Consider the following 23,306-nt stretch of genomic DNA (forward strand, 5'->3'; position numbering starts at 1 on the left):
AGAATGACGCGATTTCATTTCATCGTGTTTTTGTTATTCGCACATTGGCTTTGCGATTCCGCTGACGCATTCGAAGCAAGTGTGAGGTCGCCTAACGAATCTCACACGGTAAACTTTGCGCTAAGTGAAAAAGGCGAACCCACCTACAGCGCCACTTCGGATAGCAAGCCGCTGATACTCCGTTCGCGTTTGGGGTTCGAGCCAAACCTTCTAGGTGGCTTTGTCCAAAGAGATACCAAGCAACGCGCGGTCCGAGATACATGGCAGTTCGCTCTTGGCGAGCGCAGCAAAGTCCCCGACAACTATAACGAACTGACAGTTGCACTCGAACACAAAACGGGAGTGAGAGTAGATGTCGTAATGCGTGCCTACAATGAAGGCGTAGCCATCAGATACCAATTCCCAAAGAAGCAGAACGATGGCGTGAAGCTGCAATTCGGAGGTGAGCATACGGAATTCCGATTACCTGTGGGTACGCAAGGTTACGAAGAATACGGAACAGAGGGCCCCTACCATCTCAGCTTGATTTCTGAAATCAAACCGTATTGCGAACGACCATTGACTATCGTGAGACCCGATGGTGGCTACGCAGCGATCTGCGAGGCGGGCAACATCGACTACCCTCGAATGATGCTATCGCCGCTCGAAGGCGTCGATGGTGCTCTCGTTAGCGCCCTGGGCGGTCGAACTACTAATACCGAATCTGAGCATCAGCGGCATGACCCCACCGTCTCCATGCAGCCCGGCGATGCGACACCTTGGCGATTGCTGCTAGTTGGCGATACCCCAGGCAAGTTGCTAGAAAACAATTACCTGTTGCTCAATTTGAGTCCGCCGTGCCGGCTAGAAGACACCTCGTGGATCAAACCTGGCAAGGTGATGCGATCGGAACTCACCACCGCGAGCGGCAAGGCGGTAATCGACTTCGCCAAGACGGCCGGGTTGAGTTACGTCCATTTTGATGCCGGTTGGTACGGTCCAGAGCGGAGTCGCAAGTCTGATGCGAGGCGAGTCGCACCAGAAAAGAGTCACGAACTGGGGATCCAAGAGGTCATCGATTACGGCCAAGAGCAAGGTGTAGGCGTTCTGGTCTACGTCAATCAGGTCCACCTCAAGACCCAGCTCTCAGAGATCTTGCCGCTCTATGAGCGATGGGGGATGAAAGGCATCAAATTTGGCTTCGTGCCCGTAGGCCCGCAGACGGAAACCCGTTGGCTGACCAATTCCTTTGCGGAAGCGGCGCGGCATCACTTAATGATTAATGTGCATGACGGTTTTCGCGCAAACGGCATCAATCGAACCTTTCCGAACTTGATGACTGTCGAAGGGATTCGTGGCAACGAGAGAATGCCAACCGCTGCCCACAACTGCACACTACTCTTTACTCGTTACCTGTGCGGTGTCGGCGATTATACCGTGTGCTACTATAGCGACCGAATCCAGACGACTAAGGCTCATCAACTCGCAATGGCTGTCGTATCATTCAGTCCGCTGCAGTGGATCTTCTGGTACGACCGTCCTGAGAAGTATAATGGAGAGCCCGAGATCGAGTTCTTTCGGGAGGTGCCGACAGTGTGGGACGAGACTCGTGTGCTGGAAGGGAAGATTGGAGAGTATGCGACCATTGCTCGGCGAAGCGGCGAGGAATGGTTTATCGGGATGATCAATGCGAACGAGCCGCGGCAAGCAAGCCTGCCCCTGAGCTTTCTCAGACCCGATCGCGACTATGAGGCCTCTGTCTATTACGACGACCCAGACGTAGACACTAAAACGCACGTGGGAATTCGTCGCCAACAGATCACTACTACATCAACGCTTGACGTTGCGTTGTTGAAGTCTGGAGGGGCGGCCATCTGGATCCGGCCGAGTTCCAGCGAATAGAGGATTTCCACGAACAGCAAGATGCCCCCAACACCTTTCCCCTGAAGCCGTTGCCTGGAAGCAGGTCAAGTGGAGTGTACCTCTTGGCAATCTAAGAGGTTCGCTCACTTTCATTCAGCGATTTGATTTCATAGAGGTTCATGAGATGCAGAAGAGTTTGATACTAATTGCATGGTACGCCCTGACTGCAACGGACCTGTTGGCAGCACCCGTGACTGTTCGATCCCCAAACGAGCAAGTTGCAACATCGTTTGTTGTGGAGAATGGGTCACTGTGCTACCAGGTCTCTAGGGATGGCAAGCCGGTCATTGCGTCCTCTAAAGTGGAGATCTTCGCGGGGGCGGAAATGGCGATGATCGAACATTCCATTCGCAAACACGATTCGAACTGGAAGCCGGTCTATGGCCAATTTAGCACCATCCGCGACCACCACCGCGAACTAACAATTTCGCTGATAGCAGACGGCATTCCGGTGAAACTGCTTTGCCGCGCGTTCGATTCAGGGATTGGATTTCGTTTTGTCTTGCCTAAGGAGTCCGCTGATAAATCCATGAGGTATTCTAGTGAGTACAAGGTGCTCGATGGGGCGGCTCATTATGCGGGTCCGGTCGGTGCCACAGTGGAACTTTCGGCAAAGACAAAGCGCGTCGCCGTACCTCTTGTAACCGAATGCCGAGACGGGCTGCACCTCGCGTTCCTGGAGTCCGACCTCTATTCCGCCGTCGGTTTTGAGTGCATGCGAATTCAGTTTCACGCAACCAAAAAGTCGTTGAGGGCCTCCAGTTCAGCGGTTTCGATCGGTGAGGGGCAACTCACTCCGTGGCGGGTCATCCTCATAGGCGAGACGGCCGGGGAATTGACCGTTAACACTGTGGCATTGAATTTGGCTGCTCCCTGTAAGCTGGAAGACACGAGCTGGATTGAGCCCGGCAAGGGGCTCTGGGACTGGCGGATTCACGGGTACCACAATGGGGAGTTTGTGTATGACATTGATACTCGTAGCTACCTGCATCTGATCGATTTCTGTGCCGAACAAGGGCTCGAATATTTCACTGTCGACGACCATTGGTTCAAGACGGCAGAGAATGGTAAAATGGTCGTGGCCCCGGAAGTCGATATTGCCAAGGTGATGGACTATGCCAAGGAAAAGGGCGTTATGATCATGCTCTACTACGATCGTAAGAAGGGCGACTTTGGCGATCAGACACTCTTTAGCCACTATGCTGATCTGGGCGCTACGGGCATGAAGTATGGCTTCATGGGAAACCGTGCTGGCTTCACTCGGGATGCTATTGATGCCGCCGCAGAAAACAAACTGCTCATCAACTTTCACGATGGCCCGGTGCCCATGGCGGGCGTTGAGCGCACGATGCCCAACCTAGTCAGCCGCGAATATTGCCACGGGCAGCAGGACAGTCGGAGAGCCTTTACTCCCGAAACCTTTCTTAAAATGGCGATGGTTAGCGCATTGACCGGCCCGTTGGATATGTCGAACGGTAATTTTGGGATCAATAGCATCAACGCCGGTGAGCGCAAGAAGGGGCCCAAGAAGAAGAACAGCTATATCTCAACGGTGGTCAGCGAGGTGGCTCGCAACCTCGTAATCTACACCGGGCTCGTCACGCTCCCCGACGCACCAGAAGAGTATCTAAAGAAAGCCGATCTATTTGAGTTTTTAAAAGCCATGCCAGCCACCTGGGACGATTCACTCGTCCTAAACTCAAAGATCGGAACCTACATTACCGTCGCTCGACGCAGTAGCGACACCTGGTTCATTGGCTCGGTCAACGATCAAAGCGAACGTACACTAGATGTTCGGCTCGATTTCCTGGAGCCGGAAGTCGCCTATGAGGCGACGCTCTATCAGGACGCGCGGGACTCACATGGGGTAAAGAATCCCGAAGCTTATGAGGTCAAAACAATCACCATCAAGCAGGGCGACACCGTTCCGGCTACAATGGCCGTCGGCGGCGGGCATGCGATGATTATTCGTCCGGTCAATCAGTCAGGCTGGTGATCATGGATTCTTCAGTCCTTGGAAGGTTTCCATTGAGAGAGTGCCTTCATGGACGCTATACGTGGCAGAGAATAGAATCTGAAAAGGCATTTTTATTAGGTCAATCAGTGAGCTCGCAGCTTGCGATGGCGCACAACACACGACAGTAGCGTGACCACCTCAGGATTTGGGAAATCGAACCGACAAAACGACGAGTACTTCTAACATGGGAATCAAGATGCATAGAGCTCTGTTGACACTCGTGATCGTTGGCTGGATTGCTGCGGACCCATCATGGGCAGCGCGCCATGACGTGGACGAAAGCCACAACCCTAAGGCAGACTTGGCGTTTACTCATGAGGCGTCAGCTCCCGAAGAGCCATTGACACTCTGGTACCGCGAACCGGCGACCAAGTGGGAGACCCAGGCGCTACCCGTGGGAAATGGCCGGCTGGCCGCCATGGTTTTCGGCGGGGTTAATAACGAGCGGATCCAATTCAACGAAGAGACCGTCTGGGATGGCGTGCCCACGGATTACAACAATCCCGAAGCACTGAATGCTTTGCCGGAAGTTCGGCGTCTGCTCTTCGAGGGTAAGAACGATGAAGCGACCCGTCTGGCTGGAAGAACCATGATGGGAATTCCGACGAAGATCAAATCGTATCAGACCCTCGGCGACCTGTGGCTTGACTTTCCCGATACGGATAAGGTCTCTGGCTACCGGCGTGACCTGGATCTTACGACGGCAATCAGCCGGACTCAATACACTGTGGATGGGGTCGAGTATACGCGGGAAGTGTTTGTGAGCGCGCCAGCCCAAGCCATCGTGATCCACCTCAACGCCAGCCAACCGGGAAAGATCAGCTTCACAGCCAAGCTTGCTCGCGAAAAAGCGTCCACGACGTCCGCTTCGGGCAATCGTCTGATCCTGCGTGGGAAACTCGGCGTCGACTACGAAGCGCAGCTCCGCCCTGTGGTCCGTGGCGGTAGTGTCAGCTCCACCGATGGGGAACTGAAGGTCACTGATGCGGATGAAGTAACGCTGCTGGTTGTGGGAGCAACGAGCTACAACAGTGCCACAGATATTTCGGGTGATGCCACGGCACGCTGCGAAAGCTATCTTGAGGCAATCGGCCTTGGGGCGGTCAGCGAGGAGTCCTACGAAGATTTACGCGCTGCGCACATCGCTGACTACCAGCAGCTGTTCAACCGTGTGCTGCTGGACCTGGGGACAACCGATGCGGTTAGCAAGCCAACTGATCAGCGGCTGAGGGAGATCAAAAAGGGGAAGCACGATCCGCAGTTCGAGACACTCTACTTCCAATTTGGGCGCTACCTGTTGATCAGCAGTTCCCGTGACGGGCATCTGCCAGCCAACCTGCAAGGCAAGTGGGCACAGCAGTATAAGGCGGCGTGGAACAGTGACTATCATTTCAACATCAACTTTCAGATGAACTACTGGCCTGCTCAGGTCTGCAATCTCTCTGAATGCCACATGCCTTTTTTCGACTATGTGGAAAGCCTGATTCCCTTTGGTGAGAAGACGGCCAAAGTGCATTATGGCGCGGAGGGGTGGACGCTGCATCACCTCTCCGACATTTACGGCAGGACCTCTCCGGCGGACGGCGTATGGGGCATTTGGCCGATGGGCGCAGCCTGGGCAAGCCGCGACCTGATGGAGCACTACCGCTTCAACGGCGATAAGGAGTTCCTAACCCAGCGGGCATACCCCACCATGAAGGGAGCCGCCCAATTCATGCTAGATTTTTTGGTCGAGGCGCCCGCAGGCACCCCGGCTGCCGGACGACTAGTTACAAGTCCCTCCCACTCTCCCGAGAATGCATTCATCAAAGCGGACGGAACGGAGTCGGAATTCACTTATGGGGCAACGATGGACCTCCAGATTGTTTACGACCTGTTCACTAGTCTGCTAGAAGCGAATCGGGCGATCGATCCAACGGGCAACTTCGACAAGGAGTTCCGAGCGGAGCTTGAAACGGCATTGGCCAAACTACAGCCCTTGCAGATCAGCTCCAATACGGGCCGCTTACAGGAGTGGATTGAAGACTATGGAGAGAAAGATCCACACCATCGCCACACGTCCCATCTGTTTGGACTTCATCCAGGGAAGCAGATCACCAAGAACGGCACACCCGAACTGTTTGAGGCTGCCAGGAAATCACTCGAAAGGCGTGGGGATTTCGGCAAAGGCTGGAGCATGGCGTGGAAGGTGAATTTCTGGGCCCGCTTTCACGATGGTGAGCGCGCCCACAAGCTGTTGGGCAACCTGCTGAGGAAGATGACGCTAACCAACTTGTTTGATACGCATCCGCCATTCCAAATTGACGGCAACTTTGGCGGAACGGCAGCCATTGCCGAGATGCTGTTGCAAAGCCACGACGATGGAATTGATCTACTACCTGCTCTCCCGAGCGCCTGGCCAACGGGATCAGTGCAGGGTCTGCGCGCACGCGGTGGCTTTGAGGTGGACATCCACTGGAAGGACGGTCGGCTAACTCGTGCAACGATACGTTCGCTGAATGGAAATCCGCTGAAGGTCCGCTATGGGGACGAAACTCGCAAGCTCGATCTAGCACAAGGCGATAGCTTCACCTGGAATAAAAAGTAGGACTTCTGGCATTTGTGAAACGTTTGAACTATGGGTATGACCAAGTACCTCCTTAATCAATGACAACTAAGGCGGTCCATGCTTGAGGGACGATCAATTCTCTAATTACGCGAACCAATTTGCCGACTGAATGCGCTTCGCGATTCGCCACATAGGAGGGAGCTACCTTGTTTAAGCAAATATCACTAGCACTATGCATGTTAGCCTTGGTCTCTGGGCAAGCCTATTCAGACCAGCCCAATGTCATTTTTGTGATGGTCGATGATATCAGCCACAATTCTTTTAGCTATTACAAAGCCGATGGGCCTAGAACTCCGTTTATCGACGACTTGGCTCGAAAGAGTGCTCGTCTTACCGACTTCCACGTGTCACCAACGTGTTCGCCAACGCGAGCCTCTTTGATGACTGGGCGGTACAATGCCGTCACGGGAGTTTGGCATACGATTTACCAGCGCAACCAATTGCGCGCTGATGAAATCACGATGGCCGACGTCTTCAAACACAACGGCTATGCGACTGGCTTGTTTTGGAAATGGCACCTGGGCGACAACTACCCGTTTCGGCCCAAAGACCGTGGCTTCGATCATGTGGTTTGGACCAAGGCAGGCGGGGTCGGCCAGTCTTCTGACTATTGGGGAAATATGCAGACTAGACTCAGTGCCTGGATCAACGATGAGTTGGTTGTCATGGAAGATGAAGACGACGGTATTGAGGGCGCATTCAGTACGAATTTCTTCTTCAACCGGGCCATGGAATGGATCGAAGAGAGAGCCAACGAAAACCAACCGTTCTTTGCCTACATTCCTACCGCGACAGTCCACGATCCGTTCCACCTGCCACCCGACGCACGAGATGGTGTAGACGCCGTCACTGGCAGTATTGAGAATATCGACAAGAACATGGGGCGATTGTTGAAGTTTCTGGATGAGAAAGGGATCGCCAACAATACGATACTAGTGTTCACGACGGACAATGGGGGGCATGGAGATGACACACCCCTAAGAGGTGGCAAAGGGTCCCAGTTCGATGGGGGATCTCGAGTTCCGTGTTTCGTTCGTTGGCCAGCGGGAGGAGTCGGCGGCTTGGGCAAAGGGCACGACGTGACTCCCCTTACAGCTCATATTGATTGGCTGCCAACGTTCATGGACATGCTGGGGTTTGAGGACCTTCCGGATCGCCCGGGGAATTTGGCAATCCACGGGCAGAGCTTTAAGAACTTTCTGGATACGGACTTGAGCAATGACCCTGGCCCCGAATTCAAGAATCGGACCATAGTTATTGAGAACATGCGAACGGAGAATGCGGAAAAGCACAAGAAGTACTCGGCCAAGAAAGACATTTGGAATGGAAACAAAATCACGAATAAGTGGCGTTTGGTTCGGGGCAGTGCAAAGGGAAGGTACGAACTGTATGACGTACTTGGTGATGAAGCGCAGGAAGAGAATCTGATCGAGAACAAGGCCCATGAAGGTGTTGCTGAAGACCTTAAGGCAGAGTACGAAAAGTACTGGGATCTCGTAGCGCGACGTTCCGACGAATATACACGCATTATCCTTGGGCACTCCTCTGAGCCAGTCACTCAGCTGAACAGCCATGATTTTCACAGCAGGTACATTTGGAATCATGCCATAGTCGCAACAGGAAAAACAGGCAGCGGGTTCATTGCCGTCGAGTTCTCAGAGCCTGGGACTTACCATTTCGACCTGCGTCGCTGGCCCAAAGAAATTGAGGACCAAACGACACTCACAACAGCCCCCGATGGCGTGGTGTACGACGGGAAAACAGAATCTGTTCCACTAGATATTGCGAGTGCCCGGATCAAAATCTGGAATGGAGATGAAGTCTACGTCGACACGCGCAAGAATGCAGAAGCGGGTGCTGATGGTATTCCGTTTGTGGTTGAGAGCTTGCCTGCGGGACCAGCCTTCATCCAAACCTGGTTTTACAATTTCGCTGGCGAACCAGAGGGAGCTGTGTACTACAACTATGCTCGCCGGGAAGTCTCTCAAAAATGAGAACATCGCTTATGGATCGCCCGCCAGTTATCGCAATACTCGCAAAAGGGAACTGACCAAGAGTGGCAGCTTCACCTTGAGAGAGTCGAAAGGTCTTTGAAATAAAATGAAACGCTCGAAAAGACATTACCACTCAACGGTGCGCACTAGCTTGTTTGTTCAGGTTGCAAGTGCTCTCGTCGTACTGCTCCAGGCGGCTTCTCAGGGTGCCCCGACCGATGCGCTGCGACTTTGGTATGAGCAACCGGCAACCGAATGGGCGGAAGCTTTACCAATCGGCAATGGACGACTTGGAGCCATGGTCTATGGGGGAATTCAGCGGGAGCATCTGCAACTAAACGAAGACACGCTCTGGAGCGGTGGTCCCCGCAGTTACGACAATCCACAGGCCTATCAGCATCTTGGAAAAGTTCGAGAATTGCTCGAGCGGGGCGAGTACGCCGAAGCTGAGGACACAGCGCAGAAGATGATGGGCAAGCCAATCTACCAAGCGGCTTATCAGCCGTTGGGCGATCTCTACCTCCAGTTTCCGCCTGACCAACACTCGCACGGCGAGGAGGCAAGCGACTATCGACGCGAGCTGGATTTGCAGAATGCCGTGGCCACGGTGACCTATCGCAAAGGGGATGCTCGTTTCACGCGAAAGGTGTTCGCATCCCATCCCGATCAAGTGATCGTGATACGTCTTGAGTGCGACAAGCCTGGGCAGTTGAGCTTCGATGTGCTGATGACCAGTCTTCATCCTTCCCGATCTCAAACGATCGCGGACGACACACTCTCCATGACAGGCCAAGTTGCACCTCGCACCGACAAAGGATTGACCGGGTCGCGTGCCTTGATCGGACCCTGGGAAGGCGAAGGAGTGAAATTCGCTGCCCAGGTGAAAGTCGCCACCAAAGGTGGGACAGTCGTTGCTCAGGATGATAAGGTTTCCATTCGAGAGGCCGATGCGGTCACGCTGTACTATTCGGCGGCGACTAGCTTTGTCAGTCGCCAAGACACGAGCGGCAACCCGTTGGAATCCGCCGGGGAACATCTTGCCGGCATTCAGGGAAAGACATTTGATGAACTCTACCAGAGGCATGCTGAAGATTATGCGTCGCTGTTCGGCCGTGTCGCGATCGATTTGGGCGGGAAAAATGCAGATTCTCTCCCCACCGACCAGCGGATCGAAAGAGCCGACGTTGGAAAAGCAGATCCACTTCTGCTTGAACAAGTTTTCCAATATGGCCGCTACCTGATGATTGCCGGCTCACGTCCCGGCACGCAGCCTCTGAACCTACAGGGGATTTGGAACAACGATCTCAATCCGCGCTGGGGAAGTAAGTATACGATCAACATCAACATCGAGATGAACTATTGGGTGGCGGAAGTCTGCAACCTGAGCGAATGTCATGAACCGCTCCTGCGCATGGTCAGCGAGTTGGAGGCACCGGGCAGGAGTACAGCGAAAGTCCACTACAGAACCGATGGCTGGATGGCTCATCACAACACGGACCTCTGGCGCGGCACCGCGCCTGTTGACGGAGCGCAGTGGGGAATGTGGCCGATGGGTGGCGCGTGGCTTTGCCAACATCTTTGGGAGCACTATCTCTATACGGGCGACGCCGATCACCTCAAGGATTCGTATCCACTCATGAAGGGCGCCGTTGAGTTCTTCCTAGATGTTCTCGTCGAAAACGAAGACGGTGATCTGATCACATCGCCGTCGCTCTCCCCCGAGCATAGCCATGGTGGCGGGACAAGGGATGGCCTAAGCGTCGGCCGCTCTGGAATTTCACTATGCACCGGTCCCACCATCGACATGCAGATTCTGCGAGATCTATTTGCAAACACCATAAAGGCGTCCGAAATTCTGGATGTTGATAAAGACTTCCGATCGAAAATGGCAGATGCGCGAGCACGTTTGGCGCCCATGAAAATCGGTCGACATGGCCAACTTCAGGAATGGCTGGTGGACTGGGATAATCCCAAGGATCGGCATAGCCACGTCTCGCACATGTATGGACTGTTTCCCAGCGATCAGATCAACCCTCGCGACACCCCGGAGTTGTTTGAGGCGGCGCGAACATCCATGATCCACCGGGGATTCTCCGGTGGGTGGTCTGGTGCTTGGCGGGTCGCGCTGTGGGCTCGCCTGGGTGATGGGGATAGGGCACTGAGCGCGTTGACCCAGCACGTGGTGCCCCGCTTCGGACCGAACTTGTTCAACGGCGGAGCGGGCTTTCAGATTGACGCCAATTTTGGCGCGACAGCCGGCATCGCTGAGATGCTCATGCAAAGCCATTTAGCGGCCGAAGACGGAAGCCAATTGCTGCACCTGCTTCCAGCCCTGCCTTCTACCTGGCCAGAAGGATCGGTGCAGGGTTTACGTGCACGCGGAGGGTTTGAGGTTGATATCTACTGGAAAGAAGGGAAGCTCGTGAAGGCAGACATCACATCGCTGCGGGGCAGACCACTAGTTGTCCAAACTCCGGATGGGAAACGCAAGGCATACGAAAGCACAGTAGCTGGCAAAGCCTATACGGTGAAGTGAAGGAGCCCTGGCGTATGAGCCCAACGGACCCACACCTCATCAGATCGAAAATACTGACCATTGACGCCTTAAGTAACACCTCCATCCTCGCAGAACGCTATCTCAAATGCCCGACTGATAATCCGCCTGTCCGCACGGCGTGGCTTGGCACATGGCCCACAATCAACGACCCTGTCTTTGCTTGGTGCTTCCCAACAGGTTCGGATACTGCTGAACACGATATTCAACTACCGCAAATTTCCCCTGACCCAATTGATTGCAACAACCGAATATGAATCACCCCATCCGAATGATCGTCGCAGCAACCATCGGTGCTACTCTAGCTGGAAACGGCCTGAGTGCTGACGTAGTGGCATCTTCCCCACCGAATGTGGTGCTTATCTTTGCGGATGACCTGGGCTATGGCGATCTCGGTTGCTATGGCGCAACGAACGTAAAAACCCCGAACATCGACCGGTTAGCGAAAGAGGGGCGGCGCTTCACAGATGCCCACACGGCGTCTGCTGTCTGCACCCCATCGCGGTATGCGTTGCTGACCGGCAAGTACCCTGTCCGCGCCAACGACGGTGCCGGAGTTTGGGGACCTGCTCCGATTGATTCTGGGCTGTTGATCGACACGGAGGAATTCACCCTTGCCGACGCTTTTAAACAAGAGGGCTACGCGACGGCAGCGCTGGGCAAGTGGCATTTGGGATTCGGAAGCGGAAAGAATGACTGGCAAGAACCGCTACGCCCCGGGCCGCAGGACCTCGGTTTCGATTACTACTTTGGACTTCCTGTGGTCAACAGTGCTCCCCCTTACGTCTATGTCGAGAACGATCGCGTCGTCGGTGGCGACCCTGCCGATCCACTTGTCTATCTCGGCAGAGGTCGGCGAAAAGGGGCGACGCCGATTACTCCGATTCCACCTGAAGCCTCGCAGCGCACGCCTAATTTCTTCAAAGGCGCAGTCGAAGCTCATAAGAAATACAACGACTATACGGTGGGAACTGTCTTAGCCGAGAAGGCAGTCGACTGGATCGCGGCCCACAAGGAAAATCCCTTCTTCCTCTACCTGGCAACCACGCACATCCACCATCCCTACACACCGGGCGAACGCTTTCAAGGAACGAGTGACGCGGCGCTCTATGGTGACTTCATTCAAGAGTTGGATTGGATGGTTGGCCAAGTATTGCAAAGCCTTGAGAAGCAGGGGTTGAGTGACAACACGCTGGTCATCTTTATGAGTGACAACGGCGGGATGCTGAACCTCGGCGGGCGCAATGCCGTGCAGCTGGGACACCGTTTGAATGGCGACCTGCTCGGATTCAAGTTCGGCGTTTGGGAAGGTGGGCACCGGGTGCCATTGATCGCAAGGTGGCCTGGCAAAATCGATGCGGGGACCGAATCGGATCAGCTGATTTGCAATGTCGACATGCTCGCCACATTGATGGAGCTGCTCGGTCAAGATTCGGATTCGCTGAGCAGCAAGGACTCCGTCAATGTACTGCCAGCGTTGCTTGAGAATCCTGACCAGCCGCTTCGCAGCGAACTGGTTCTCGCCCCACACAAGGGCAGCCACCTCTCGCTCCGCAGAGGAAAGTGGATGTACATACCCCGGCGCGGCAGCGGAGGATTCGGCGGCTCGAAACCGCACCAGCACGCTTGGGGCGGGCCTCCTGCGACAGAGTTTGTTGGCAGCGTGAACAGTGATATCGAGAATGGCAAAACCAGGAACGACGCTCCGCCTGCTCAACTCTACGACCTCCAGGCCGATGTGAATCAGACGACCAACCTTTACCTAAAGTATCCTGAGGTCGTCCAAGAGATGGAAGCTCGGTTGGAAACCTATCGTCCGAAATCGAAGGGCAAGAAAAACTAGTAGGTCCAGTTCGCGTTCCTCCAAAACGATCAGACAATAAGCAATGCCTACACCAAACTCCGTAGAAGAAACAAACGAGTGCTGCTCCACTTCCTGCGGGTGCACACCAAGCGTCAGCCGTCGGGACATGCTGCACCTATTGGGCGCGGGGGTAGCGGTTTCGGCGCTCCCGCTCGGCGAGCAGGCGATGGCAGGGCCGTTTGCTGCCGAAGACAGCTCAGAGCATCTGATCCCAGCCGATAAGAAGTTAACCCCCAAATGGGTTAACACGCTGACAGATCGTGGCCAGGCGGAGGTCTTCTCGGGCGACCAACTGAAGTACATTGGCATGCCCGTTGGCGGCATTGGCTGCGGCCAGTTGTACCTTGGCGGCGATGGTCGGCTTTGGCTGTGGGATATTTTCAAGTGCAACTACGAACGCGAGAAGGACCACGGACAACGCATTGCCGCCTTCACACTCGGCGGGCACTACGCGCATCCGGTCGCACAAGGAGAGCAGTACACTAACCGCAACGGCGCTGACGTGCAGCAAGGATTTCTTATTCGCACGAACGCCGGCACGCGTACGCTCGACCGACAGGGCTTTCCCGGGGTGACGTTTCGCGGTGAGTACCCGGTTGGAAAAGTGACGTACGTCGATCCGGAATTCCCGGTGACCATCGAGCTGGAGGCATTCAGCCCGTTTATTCCGCTCAATGCCAAAGACTCCGCCCTACCTGCGACAGTGATGAGCTTCACCGTCACCAATACGACCGATGCGTCTGTTGAGGTCGATCTCGGCGGGTGGATGCAGAATGCGACCTGCCCCTACACAACCGACGCATCTCTCGGACAGCGCAAGAACCAATGCGTAAAGTCGGAGGGGCGGGTTAGCGTGCTCGGTTCCGCGGAGGGTAACGGTCTTAAGTCAAAACATGGCTATGGCTCCACCACGCTGAGCCTTCTTCACGACCCTGTCAAGGAGGCTGGCATCACGATCAGCTCGGCGACTTCATTGACCGACCCCGACAGCCCAGAAGGTCTATTCGCACAAATGGGCGGGCTCGATTCCCAAGCCACCAGCAAGCCCATGGACGAGCTGCTTGTTGGCGGACTGGCCGCTCGGTTCGACCTCCAACCCGGCGAGTCGAAAACAGTCGACTTTGCCATCACTTGGTATTTTCCTGATTACAACGAGAAGGGCAAAGGTCGCAAGCACATGCGCAGCCTACGGGAGTTCACAAAACTGCGTAGGCACTATGCGGCTTGGTTCGACTCGGCTGACGAAGTGGCCGGTTACCTAAGTGAGAACAAGCAGCGATTGCTCGGTGGCACGCGCGACTGGAACCGCACGTGGTACGACAGCACGCTGCCGTTCTGGTTGCTCGACCGCAGTTTTATACCAATCGACTGCATGGCGACCCAAACCTTCCATTGGTTCGACAATGGTCGCCCTTTCGGTTGGGAAGGCGTGGACTGCTGCCCGGGAACCTGCACTCACGTCTGGCACTATGCACAAGCCTTGGGGAGAGTGTTCCCCGAGATCGAGCGTGCCTTTCGCGAGATGGTGGACTTCAAAGACGGCATCGGGTTTCATCCCGATACTGGCATCATCGGGCATCGTGGTGAGCTCCATGCCACTCCTGCTATCGATGGGCAGGCTGGCACGATCCTGCGGGCCTACCGCGAACACCAGATGTCCTCAGACAGTGCCTTGCTCAAGCAAATTTGGCCGAATGTCAAGAAAGCGATTGAGTTCTTGATTCGTCAAGACGGCGATGGCAACGGGCTGCTCGAAGGCAAACAACAACACACGCTCGATGCCTCCTGGCATGGACCCATGGGGTGGTTGAGCGGGATGTACCTTGCGGCGCTGGCGTCTGGCGAAGCGATGGCCCTCGAGATGGGCGACCCGGAATTCGCCACGCAGTGCCGTACGATCATCGATCGGGGCTCAAAGAGTATAATCGCAGAAGTGTTCGACGGGGAGTATTTCATTCACAAACCCGACCCGACCGTACGCGCTCTCAACTCGAATAAGGGTTGTCACGTTGATCAGGTACTTGGGCAGGCCTGGATGAAGCAGGTGGGACTGGGTCGCGTAATCCCGAAGCAAGAAACTGTTGCAGCGCTCAACAGCCTGTGGAAGTACAACTTTGCTCCCGACGCCGGCCAATATGCGCTGGATCACATCCAAATCGAAAAGGCGTTTCGCTGGTATGCGATGCCCGGGGAAGCCGGTTTGCTGATGTGTACCTGGCCCACGGGAGGTGCCACCGAGGCCGTCCCTGGAGATCACCTGAGGACCAAGGAAAACCCGCCGGTATATACCGGCCCGGGTGGCTATTTCAACGAGTGTATGAACGGCTTCGAGTACCAAGTCGCGGCGCACATGATCTATGAAGGCGAACCCAACAGCCAGTTGGTGCAGCGAGGCCTCGCCATCGCAAAGGCGGTGCATGAGCGGTACGGAGCGGAAAAGAGGAATCCCTACAACGAGATCGAATGCGGTGATCACTATGCCCGTTCCATGGCGAGCTACGGCGTCTTCCTCGCCGCTTGTGGGTTTGAATATCATGGGCCCAAGGGTCAGCTTGGTTTTGCGCCGCGTATTAGCCCAGCAGACTTCAAGGCTCCGTTCATCGCGGCCGAGGGCTGGGGCAGCTTTGCCCAGAAAGTAGTCGATGGCAGGCAGTCCGTCTCAATTGAGCTGCGCTACGGAGAGCTCGCACTGAACGAATTCACCTTGGATCAAGTCGCAGGCACTGCGGCCAGTCGTGCGGTTGTAGTCGTTGACGGGAAAGAGATTGCGGCAGATCTGCAAATTCAGGAAGGTCGTTACGTTGTTCGTTTTCCGAATGGACTAAGCTTGAAGGCGGGGCAGAAAATGGAGGCTCGTTATGTCTAGAAAACGTTGTTTGAAGAAGATCGGTTTGCTTGCCGTCGGGTGGGCTTGTCTGCTTGCATCGTGCACGGTCGCAGCCAAGCCCAACTTCATGATCATCTTCACCGATGACCAGGGCTATAACGACCTAGGGTGTTTCGGCTCGAAAACGATTCACACTCCGCATTGCGATCGACTTGCTAAAGAAGGGCGCCGACTTACCAACTTTTATGTCCCTAGTTCAGTCTGCACGCCGTCCCGAGCCGCGCTGCTTACCGGCAGCTACCCCAAGCGAGTCGGTATGCACAGCGGAGTTCTGTTCCCCAACGACGACTACGGTTTGAGTCCCGATGAGCACACCATTGCCGACCAACTACGCTCGGTCGGCTACGCCACCGCCTGCGTTGGCAAATGGCACTTAGGCCACCACAGAGAGGTGCTCCCACGCCAGAACGGCTTTGATTCTTACTTTGGCATCCCTTACTCAAACGACATGAACCGTCCTAAGAACATAAGAAAGGTTCCCCACGGCGATGACGCCGCATGGATCCACCAGGACAAGCAAGTAGAACTTTGGAATGCTCCACTTGTCGTTGACGATGAAATCGTTGAGCTTCCCGTGAATCAACGCACCATCACCCGTCGCTATACAGACAAAGCCGTAGAATTCATCAGCGACAACAAGGATAAGCCTTTTCTTCTCTACCTGCCACACAGCATGCCGCACATCCCGCTTTTTGTTCCGGCTGACGTCCATGACCTTAACCCGAAGCACGCCTACAAGTGTGTGATTGAACACCTGGACGCTGAAGTCGGCCGTCTAGTGCAAACGGTCCGGGAACTTGGCCTGGCTGAAAACACCTACATCGTCTTTACCTCTGACAACGGTCCTTGGCTTCGCTACAAGCATCACGCAGGGAGTGCGCTGCCACTTCGCGGCGGCAAGGGCACGACCTTCGAGGGTGGTCATCGGGTGCCATGCATCGTGTAGGGTCCCGGACGGATACCCGCCGGAACGACCAGCGGTGCCCTCACGTCCACCCTTGACCTTCTACCGACTCTCGCCTCGCTAGCCGGCTCCGAGTTACCAGAAGACATTGACATCGATGGTCATGATCTCAGCCAGACCCTCACCGGCGATGCTCCCTCCCCACGCACCGAACTCCTCTTCTACAGCAGCAAGGGACTCCTTGAGGGCCTCAGGCAGGGAGATTGGAAAATCCTCGTCAAGAAGTCAAAGGCTGCGAAACGCAAGGATGCGAACCAGGGAAAAGTCCAGCCACCCCAACCCAAAATCCTGCTGTTCGACCTTACCAACGACATCAGCGAGACAACTAATTTGGCCGACAGCAATCCCGAAAAAGTCGCTGCTCTCCTAGCACGCATGACCGAACTCGATCAAGAAATCACTGCCAACGCCCGAACTGTTTGGCGAAAGAAATAGACTTCTCTTCAAACCCAATTCTCTGAGTCACACAGTTCGCCCGCTTCAGCGTTCAAGAGGACATCGAACGTCTCCTCCAACGGCGTGATTCATTTCTTGCTTTCATGCTTGCCGTTAACGAACTTGACCTGGTCGAGTTTGATGACCACAGCATTGGGCCATCGCTTGTTGTTGTAGATTCGTTGGGCCCGGGCAACAGAAAGTTTCAGGCCCTCGGGCGTTTGGGTGAACCGCGACTCAACATTGGCGTCCGGGTTGTACTCAAGAACCTTGTCGTTCTGCCCAAGCACGCAGATCGTGGTGGCATCGGTGGCCTGTAGCTCGGTAAGCAAGATCTCTTTCCGCTCGCCATGCGGCCAACGCTTTTCCGGACCCGTGTGGCCTGTCACCAACACGTAGACAGAATTGCCACCCTTGGATTGTGTGTACCATACGCCTTCTTCACCAATCACGGGACACGGTCGGATGCCGCGGATTGCTTCGTCGTTGATGAACATCCACAAACCCAGTTCTCGGAAGGTGCGTTCCTGTTCAACGGGAATCACTCCCGAAGGTTCTGGGCCTGCGTTGATTAGCAGGTTGCCCCCCTTGGCTCGGGTTTCAATCAACATATTGATCAACTTGGTCCCCGTTTTGTAATCCTCGTTGGTGGGTTTGAATTGCCATTGGCTTCCAAGAGTAAAACACGACTCCCAAGGCCCCGGCAGAGGCTCCTTGGGTAGGCGTTGCTCTGGCGTCTCCATTTCGCCGCGGGTGACAATGCATTGAGGCTGTAGCTGGTGGATGTACTTGGCTAGCTCCGGTCCTCCTTCGCCATCGAAAAACAACACATCAATGTCGCCATAGTTGCGAAACAGTTCGTCGAGTTGCTTCTTATTGTAGGCCAATAGGGCCGACTTCTCGTTGCCTGTCGTGCCCTTTCGCCGGACGACTTCGCCGTGACGATGCAAAAAGAGGAAATCCTCTGGTGAAAAGTAGAACCCGACCTTGATGCCGTGCCGCCGGCATGCATCGACATACTTGTCTACGATGTCTTGCCCGTAGGGCGTATTCATGATGCAATAATCGGTGGTCTCAGTATCCCACATGCAGAAGCCACTATGATGCTTGGTCGTTAGCACCATGTATTTCATGCCGGCGATCTTCGCGATCTCCATCCAATCATCCGGATCAAACTGTTTTGGATTGAACGTCTTTGGCAGCTCGTTGATAAAGCGATCAAGGTACTCCTCGGAAGCACCGACCATGGAGTGGCTAATCACTGAACCCAGCTGAGAATCGTGCGACCAATGCACGAACATACCCAGGCCCCAGTCCATGAACTCCGCCTCCCGTTGGGGATCGTTGCGCAGAACTCCATCCCGCGAAGAGTCCTCGGAATAAGAGAGTGAGACCGAGGATAAGATCAGCAGGATTGCTACTAGCGTGGGTAGGTTGGTATTCATGTAGAACCTTTTGTACTCAAAAAGTTTATGCGATAATGCCCCGAAGGATTCAGACCACTAGTATACTTAAGGGCGGAGCCTGTGGGCAGATGCCATCGGGAACGCGCTAGGCGGATACTGAAAAGCACTAATCTAATCGGGATGAACGATGGACAAGAAATCGGACTCCTTCAGCAATACCTGTTGCAGCGATGCCACTTCATGCAGCCCGGACCCGATGGGAAGGCGCGATTTCATCAAAGCTTCCGGGCTCACGGCCGCGATGCTGATGGTAGGCCGGACCAAGGTGATGGCTGGGCCGTTTAAGGCGGAGGACTTGGATAGCATCATTCCCGCAGACAAGAAGCTGAGCCCGGATTGGATCGCGAGCCTCTATGCGCGGGGGGAAGCGCTCAGTGCGACCGGCGACGACTTGAAGTTTATCGGGATGCCCATCAATGGGATCTGCACAGGGCAGGTTTATCTCGGCGGCGATGGCCGACTCTGGTATTGGAATTTGGATGCTACGAAGGACAAGAAGAACAACCCAAAAGGTGCTCGCTACATGCACCCGGATGAAGCACAGTCTCCCGTAGGCCAGGGCTTTGCGCTGCAAGTGGGCGGCAACGTTCATACCCTCGACTCGCATGGCTTCAACGAGGTCCGGTTCACAAATCACTATCCAATGGCAAAGGTCAACTATGCCGACGATTCTTGTCCAGTAACAGTGCAATTGGAGGCCTATACGCCTTTCATTCCGCTCAATCGTGATGAGTCCAGCTATCCGGTCATCGTCATGCGCTACACGCTGACGAACACCGACTCCACCGCCCAAGACGTTTCTATTGCCGGCTGGATCGAGAATATCTCCAACCGCCAGTCTGCTAAGAGAGCGAAAGGGCAGGCAGCAAAGGGCCAGAAAGTCACCGTATATCGCGAGCACGATAACCTTACCACAGTCGAGTGCTCAGCAAAGTTCCAGAACGCTGCGATGGAGGACCAGCCCGACCACTGCTCGATGGCGCTGGGTATCCTTGGCAAAGAGCGGCCAGAGCTTGTAGGCCTTGAGAAGAGCCAGCCAGATGCGAAGGGCATCTTTTCATCAGATGCTGGCGCTAAGGAGGGTGAACATAGCGAACAGGACTTCAAGCAACCGGCATTCGCTTCGCTGGGCCGTAAGCTCACCCTCGCGCCGGGTGAATCTCAGGCCGTGTCATTTGCCGTCTCCTGGTGTTTTCCTCTTGTGCAGTATGGCGTTAACTTTGGACCCAAAGGAGTCGCTCTCGGTCGGAACCACTATGCAACCCTATGGCCGACAGCGGCTAAGGCTTCGGAGCAACTGGCCAGACGAGAGAAGGAGTTGTACGACACGACCAAGGCCTGGGTGGATACCTGGTACGATTCCACCCTGCCCTATTGGTTCTTGGAACGATCGTTTATCCCGATTGACTGTGTGCAAACACAAATGGGACAGCGGGTTTTCCCCAAGGGAAGCGATACAGAAATTTACAATTTCGAAGAAGGAGTGCGATGCTGTCCTGGGAATTGCACCCACGTCTGGCACTACGCACAGGGGTTGGCCCGCATCTTCCCGATCATCGAATGCGAGAACCGCGACAAGATCGAATATGGCCTGGGCTTTGATGCGAAAACGGGGGCCATTTCCCATCGCTATATGGGAGGGAGGTTTGGCGAAGCCATTGATGGTAACTGCGGCACGATTCTGCGCGTGCTTCGCGAAAGTCAGATGACCACGGACTACCGTTTTCTCACGAGCATCTGGGACCGGGTGAAGCTGTCGATGGATCACGTGATTCAAAAGTGGGACCCAGAAGAAGATGGCATGCTGGCAGGCGCCCAGCACAATACCCTGGATGAGCCTTGGTTCGGGCAGGTGCATTGGTTGATCAACCTTTATCATGCGGCCCTAAAAGCCTCCGCGGTCATGGCTCGCCAGATGAAACAACCGGCGACGGCCGAACGCTATGAGCGAATCGTAGAAAAGGGCGCACCAGCAATGGTAGATCTGCTGTGGAACGAAGAATTTGGCTACTTCATCCACAAGCCGGGGGATGCGGATAGTGAAAAGCACGGCTCGACCAATGGCTGCCACATCGACCAGGTGCTGGGTGATTCTTGGTTACACAATGTCGGGATCGACCCGATCCTGCCACAGGACAAAATCCGGAAGTCACTGCATGCGCTGTGGAAATATAACTTTACGCCCAATGTTGGCGCGTTCCGCAAGGTGATGACCAATGGGCGCTGGTACGCCGCGGCGGGCGATGCCGGGCTGGTGATGTGCAGCTTCCCGAATGGGAAAATCGATCCGAAGAGTGGTAAGGCGAGTTATGCCGGCTATCTCAACGAGTGCATGACCGGCTTTGAGTGGCAGGTTTCCGCCCACATGATCTGGGAGGGCATGGTGGAGAAGGGCATGGCCATCGGCAAAGCAATCTATGACCGTTATCAGCCGGAGGTTCGCAACCCGTACAACGAAGTCGAGTGTAGTGACCATTACTCGCGAGCGATGGCCTGCTATGGAGCTTACCTGGCGGCTTGCGGATATCGCTACGACGGTCCGGAAGGCAAGCTCGCCTTCGGACCGCGACTCAGCCCAGAAAAATTCAGGGCAGCTTTCACCGCCGCCGAAGGCTGGGGCCGCTTTCATCAGTCCGTCAAAGGCGGCCGGCAGGAAAACACGATTGAACTACGTTACGGTAAACTTCACCTGAAACAGTTGGCCCTCGACTCTGCGCCCGGGACCCAAGCCGGTAAAGTCGCAATCACACTCGATGGTCGCCAACTTGATGTCCGTTCCCAAAACGACGGCCCGCGCACCGTCATTCAGTTCCCGACGGGTATGAATATGGCCGCTGGCCAAATTCTAAACGTGCAGCATGGTTAGCATACGAATGATGGAAAATCGGCGTGGATTTGAAAGCAAGAACAAAATGGACCAATAAAGAAGAGGATTCCAATGAACATGATCTACAACATGATGGGGCTCGCTTGGTGCTGCCTGGCTATCACTGCTTTGGGCGCCATCCCGGCAGGTGCCTCCGAACCGGTCTCAATTGAGTCGTTGTTGAGCGAAATGGTCGACCGTGAGTCCGTAGCGCGCTATCCGGAAAAGAGTTTCAGGCTCAAGCAGCACAGCAGCTACAACCGCGCATCGAAAATCCCCGCAAAGGAGAAAGGCTGGTTCACCAATCACGATTACAATTCAGGGAAGAAGGATCGTAATTTCATTCGCATTGAAGAAAACAACGGTGAACAGGAATGGGTACTGATGGACCATCAGAAGCCTGGCGCCATCGTACGCACCTGGATGCCTTGGCATAATCCGAAAAACAGTGGTTCGAATATCACCATGCGCGTCTATCTCGACGGTGCCAGCGAGCCAACACTGGAAGGCAACATGCTAGGGATGTTCGATGGCACTGGCCTGATTCCCTATCCCTTTGCCCATCCGTCGCTGCGTTCAGCCGTGAGCTTCTTCCCGATTCCCTATGCAAAAAGCTGCAAGGTGACGACAACCGCGATGCCGTTCTTTTATCAGTTCACTTTTCGGGAATATGACGAAGGTATTCCAGTAACAACCTTCACGATGGAGGACTTCGAGGCGGCCCAGGAGCTAATAGAAGAGACGGGCAAGACGCTTCTGAATCCAGTGACTGCCAGTGCGGGTGATCCATTTCGATTTAGTGCCGAGCTCGGCACTCAGGAAAAGGAGTCGCTGGACCTGCCGGCCGGGCCGGCTGCAGTGCGAGAGCTTTCCGTGAAACTGGGCAGCTATACGGATCCCAATGTCACCCGCCAGGTAGTATTGAAGATGGAGTTCGATGGCAAGGAGACGGTCTGGTGTCCCATCGGAGATTTCTTTGGCAGCGGCATCGGGTTGAATCCATTTCAAGGATGGTATCGCAAGGTGGCTGAAGACGGCACCTTGAGTTGTCGCTGGATAATGCCCTACCAGGTAGGCGGCAAGGTATCGCTGGTTAATCTCAGCAGTGAACCTGTTCATGCCGAGCTGGAAGTGAAAACCGGCAAGTGGACCTGGGATGATCGTTCCATGTATTTCAATGCCGCTTGGCGGGGACAATCTCCTGTTCCGACACGTCCCCGTTCGGACTGGAACTATGTAACCCTCAAAGGCCGCGGTGTATACGTAGGGGACACTCTGACGATCATGAACCCCGTCGCTAATTGGTGGGGTGAAGGCGACGAAAAAATCTGGGTCGATGGCGAGGACTTTCCGTCGATCTTCGGAACTGGAACTGAAGACTATTACGCTTATTCTTGGGGCGGGGTGAGCACTGATTTCTATGAGCATCCTTTCCATGCTCAGCCACGTGCCCATATCTATAACAAGCTAAACCGCAAGACTTCCAATGAGCGCAACACGCTGGGCCTCAGCGTAGAAACCCGCAGCCGTGCGCTCGACACGATGCCCTTTGGATCCTCTTTGCAGCTCGACATGGAGGTTTGGCACTGGACGGATTGCGACATGGGCTACGGTGTTGGAGTCTATTGGTACGGTGATGCAGAGACGGTCTCAAACCGCGCGCCGGACCCCGAAGGAGTCTTGCTTGTACCGCCAGTGGCCAATGTTGAGTGATCTTTTCGACCTGCAGATTAGTTTTACTACCATGCT

The 23,306-nt window shown here is 54.9% G+C and carries 12 protein-coding genes; 11 read left to right on the forward strand and 1 reads right to left on the reverse strand.

Features of this window, described 5'->3' with window-relative positions:
* Positions 1–3 precede the first annotated feature (3 nt).
* The 9 genes from HG15A2_RS20490 (at position 4) to HG15A2_RS24980 (ending at position 17,225) form a co-directional block, all read left to right on the forward strand.
* Positions 4–1,881 (forward strand): glycoside hydrolase family 97 protein, encoded by a 1,878-nt coding sequence (locus HG15A2_RS20490; protein WP_145062840.1) that lies wholly within the window; start codon positions 4–6, stop codon positions 1,879–1,881.
* 211 nt (positions 1,882–2,092) lie between these two features.
* Entirely contained in the window at positions 2,093–3,898 is a 1,806-nt protein-coding gene (locus HG15A2_RS20495; RefSeq protein ID WP_246117812.1) for a glycoside hydrolase family 97 protein, read from the forward strand.
* 217 nt (positions 3,899–4,115) lie between these two features.
* On the forward strand, positions 4,116–6,506 hold the full coding sequence (locus HG15A2_RS20500) for a glycoside hydrolase family 95 protein (protein ID WP_145062844.1): 2,391 nt from the start codon (positions 4,116–4,118) through the stop codon (positions 6,504–6,506).
* A 167-nt stretch (positions 6,507–6,673) separates the two neighbouring features.
* A complete protein-coding gene (locus HG15A2_RS20505; protein WP_145062846.1) occupies positions 6,674–8,521 on the forward strand; it encodes a sulfatase-like hydrolase/transferase in 1,848 nt (615 codons plus the stop codon).
* Between the two features lie 106 nt (positions 8,522–8,627).
* On the forward strand, positions 8,628–11,057 hold the full coding sequence (locus HG15A2_RS20510) for a glycoside hydrolase family 95 protein (RefSeq protein WP_145062848.1): 2,430 nt from the start codon (positions 8,628–8,630) through the stop codon (positions 11,055–11,057).
* A 271-nt stretch (positions 11,058–11,328) separates the two neighbouring features.
* Positions 11,329–12,918, forward strand: a complete 1,590-nt coding sequence (locus HG15A2_RS20515) for a sulfatase family protein (RefSeq protein ID WP_145062849.1) — start codon at positions 11,329–11,331, stop codon at positions 12,916–12,918.
* A gap of 43 nt (positions 12,919–12,961) precedes the next feature.
* A complete protein-coding gene (locus HG15A2_RS20520; RefSeq protein ID WP_145062851.1) occupies positions 12,962–15,805 on the forward strand; it encodes a GH116 family glycosyl-hydrolase in 2,844 nt (947 codons plus the stop codon).
* The gene (locus HG15A2_RS20525) at positions 15,798–16,772 is read left to right on the forward strand and encodes a sulfatase-like hydrolase/transferase (protein WP_315851207.1); all 975 of its coding nucleotides are present in this window, start codon (positions 15,798–15,800) and stop codon (positions 16,770–16,772) included. The genes HG15A2_RS20520 and HG15A2_RS20525 overlap by 8 nt, the downstream gene beginning before the upstream one ends.
* A gap of 111 nt (positions 16,773–16,883) precedes the next feature.
* A complete protein-coding gene (locus tag HG15A2_RS24980; protein WP_315851229.1) occupies positions 16,884–17,225 on the forward strand; it encodes a hypothetical protein in 342 nt (113 codons plus the stop codon).
* A gap of 89 nt (positions 17,226–17,314) precedes the next feature.
* Here HG15A2_RS24980 and HG15A2_RS20530 read toward each other — a convergent pair whose 3' ends face one another.
* Positions 17,315–18,670: an alpha-L-fucosidase gene (locus HG15A2_RS20530; RefSeq protein WP_145062853.1), complete on the reverse strand. Its 1,356-nt coding sequence runs from the start codon at positions 18,668–18,670 to the stop codon at positions 17,315–17,317.
* Positions 18,671–18,818: 148 nt separating this feature from the next.
* Here HG15A2_RS20530 and HG15A2_RS20535 point away from each other — a divergent pair, with 148 nt between their 5' ends.
* Positions 18,819–21,557, forward strand: coding sequence for a GH116 family glycosyl-hydrolase (locus tag HG15A2_RS20535; protein ID WP_145062855.1), 2,739 nt, complete (start codon positions 18,819–18,821; stop codon positions 21,555–21,557).
* A 72-nt stretch (positions 21,558–21,629) separates the two neighbouring features.
* Positions 21,630–23,270 carry a glycoside hydrolase family 172 protein gene (locus HG15A2_RS20540; protein ID WP_246117813.1) on the forward strand — a complete coding sequence of 547 codons (1,641 nt, stop codon included), beginning with the start codon at positions 21,630–21,632 and terminating at the stop codon, positions 23,268–23,270.
* Positions 23,271–23,306: the final 36 nt, after the last annotated feature.

The sequence above is a fragment of the Adhaeretor mobilis genome, assembly GCF_007741515.1.
GTDB classification, from domain to species: domain Bacteria; phylum Planctomycetota; class Planctomycetia; order Pirellulales; family Lacipirellulaceae; genus Adhaeretor; species Adhaeretor mobilis.